We start from the raw sequence: 3,040 nt of genomic DNA on the forward strand, positions 1-3,040 counted from the left end.
GGCATCTGGACGTCGAGCAGAATCACCGCGAAGTCGTCCACCAGGAGACGTTTGAGGGCCTCCTCGCCCGAGGAAGCGGTGACCAGATCCTGGTCGAGCGAGGCCAGGATCGCCTCGAGGGCCATCAGGTTGTCAGGTCGGTCGTCCACTAGAAGAATCTTGCTGCGCGGACGTTCCGCACCATGCGCGTCTTCGGCGTCCCCCGCGTCCATGAGATCACCCTTGCGCTCGGTCACCGCCCGCCTCCTCCTTTACGCCGCACCGCCCCCATCGGGCCACGGCTTCGAGCTCAACCGTACAAATGACTTCCGCCGGCTTCCGCGTTGCCCGTGGCCCGTGGCCCGTGGCCCGTGGCCCGTGGCCCGGCCCAGTGGAAGTATCACCGAGCCTGGCCGACGGCGACGAGATCCGCGCCGGACGCGGAGGCCTGCAGGTGAACCGAGCTTTTCATCCCTGGCCTGTCCGGGTCCGACCCACCCCGGGCAGCGGCGCGCCGCGGTGCCCGGGGACCCGCTGGCTCGGGTGCGCTATAGATGAGACCGCATGGTGCCGAGTAGATGGTCAAGATCAACTGGCTTGGTGATGTAGTCGGTCGCACCGGCCTCAAAGCTCTTCTCCCGGTCTCCCGGCATCGCCTTGGCGGTCAGCACCACGATGGGAAGGGCGGCGAACGCGGGCATCTGCCGGATCGCCGAGGTGGTCTCGTTCCCGTCCAGCCCCGGAAGCATCACGTCCATCAGAACAAGGTCGATCGACAGGCCCTCCTGCTGGAGCAACCGGATCGCGGTGTGGCCGTTGTCCGCGTACAGCACCTGCATTCCGTGCATCTCCAGGGCGCTCGTCAGCGCGAAGACATTGCGGACGTCGTCGTCCACGACGAGCACGCTCGATCCGACCAGCGGGTCGGACTCGTCGAGGCCGCTGGTCACCGCCGGGTCGCCCAGATCAGCGGGCAGCCCGGTGAGGAACGGCGTATCCGGTATGTCGGACTCCGCCCCGCCTCGAAACGACCGACGCGCCCGTGCGCCCGGTAGGTGGAGTCCCGCCGATGTAAGTGCCCGCGCCGGACCGGCGCCACCGGCCGCCGGCCGCGGTCCGGAGGCGAGAGCCACCGCGGATGTGCCGGACATAGCGGCCAACCGCCGGCGCGCCATCGCCCCACCGGTTTCGGGAAGCACGATGATCTCGTCGCTGTCCCCCGGGTTGGCCGACGGAAGCACCTCCGACGGCATCACCGACGGGACATAGAGCGTGAACGTGCTGCCCAGGCCGATCGTGCTCGCGACGCCGATGGACCCGCCGAGCAGCCGCGCGAGCTCCTTGCTGATGGACAGCCCGAGCCCGGTGCCGCCGTAGCGCCGTGAGGTCGTCCCGTCCGCCTGCTGGAACGCTTCAAAGATCATAAGCAGTTTGTCGGTGGCCACCCCGATGCCGGTATCGGAGACGCTGAACGCGAGCACCACCGGCGCCGCGGACAAGGTCGGCGTGGTGAAGGCGACATCGGTCGTGGCGACCGTCACATCCAGCCGCACCTCGCCGGCGTCGGTGAACTTCACCGCGTTGGACAGCAGGTTTTTCAGTACCTGCTGGATGCGCTGCTCGTCGGTGACGAACTCCTCGGGAAGGTCGCCGGCGACCGTCACCTCGAAGGAGAGGCCCTTTTCCTCGGCCATCGGACCGAATACCTGCGCGACCGCATCGCAGAGAGTGGTCGTGCGAACTGTCGCGGCCTGCACGGCCATCTTGCCGGCCTCGACCTTCGAGAGATCGAGAATGTCGTTGATGAGCCCGAGCAGTTCGGAGCCGGCCGAGTGGATCGTCTCGGCGAAATCGATCTGCTTGGCGGTGAGGTTCGCCTCCGGATTGTCGGCCAACAGCTTCGCCAGCAGCAGCAGACTGTTGAGCGGCGTCCGCAGCTCGTGGCTCATGTTCGCCAGGAACTCCGTCTTGTACTGGGACGACTGCGCGAGCTGCTCGGCCTTCTCCTCCAGGCCGATCCGGGCCATCTCGATTTCGCCGTTCTTCTCCTCCAGCAGCGCGGCCTTCTCCTCCAGCTCGTTGTTGGTGCGCTGGAGTTCGACCGACTGCGAGCGCAGCTCCTGGGTGAGCCGCTGGGACTGGGCCAGCAGCTCCTCCGTCCGCGCGTTCGCCATGATCGTGTTCAGGACGACACCGATCGTGCCGACCAGCTGGTCGACCAGGTGCAGATGCAGCTCGGAGAAGCTGGTGAAGGATGCGAGTTCGATGACGCCGAGCACCTGATCCTCGAAGATCACCGGAGTCACTACGAGATCACTGGGCGGCGCCTCCCCGAGACCACTGCGGATGCGCAGGTAGCCGGCGGGGACCTCCTCCACCCGGATGCGCTTCTTCTCCGCCGCGGACTGGCCGATGAGGCCCTCACCGAACAGGAACGTACCGTCGGACCGTTTGCGCGGCGCCGAGCCGTAGCCGGCGACGTGGCGCAGCTTGTCACCCTCGATGAAGTCAAGCAGGTAGACCGTACCGAGCTGGGCGCCGACCGCCGGAGTCATCTCACTAATGATCATCTGACAGACCGCGTACAGATCACGCTGGCCCTGCATCTTGCCGCCGATGCGGGCGATGTTCGACTTGAGCCAGTCCTGCTGGGCGTTCTTGTCGGTCGTCTCCCGCAGATTGGCGATCATCTGGTTGATGTTGTCCTTGAGCTCGGCCACCTCGCCCTCGGCCTCCACCGTGATGGAGCGGGTGAGGTCACCGCGGGTAACGGCAGTCGACACCTCGGCAATCGCCCGCAGCTGGGTGGTCAGCGTGGACGCGAGCTGGTTGACGTTGTCGGTGAGCGCCTTCCAGGTGCCGTCCACCCCGTCGACCGTCGCCTGACTGCCGAGCTTGCCCTCGATCCCGACTTCCTTGGCCACCCGGGTGACCTCGTCGGCGAACGACGACAGCTGATCGACCATCGTGTTCACGGTGTCCTTCAGCTCGGCGATCTCACCCTGCGCCGACACCGTGATCGTCTGCGACAGGTCGCCGCGGGCCACCGCCGTGGTCACCA

At 66.7% G+C, this 3,040-nt stretch carries 2 protein-coding genes; both read right to left on the bottom strand.

Going from position 1 to position 3,040, the window contains the following annotated elements:
* A partial coding sequence (locus tag U9977_RS15460) for a response regulator (RefSeq protein WP_416210633.1) occupies positions 1–236 on the bottom strand: 236 nt, incomplete at its 3' end.
* A gap of 291 nt (positions 237–527) precedes the next feature.
* Positions 528–3,040: response regulator (locus U9977_RS15465; protein WP_322749963.1), on the bottom strand; the 2,513-nt coding region annotated here is incomplete at its 5' end.

Origin of the sequence: Protofrankia sp. Cas8 (assembly GCF_963555845.1) — a bacterium.
Lineage (GTDB): Bacteria > Actinomycetota > Actinomycetes > Frankiales > Frankiaceae > Protofrankia.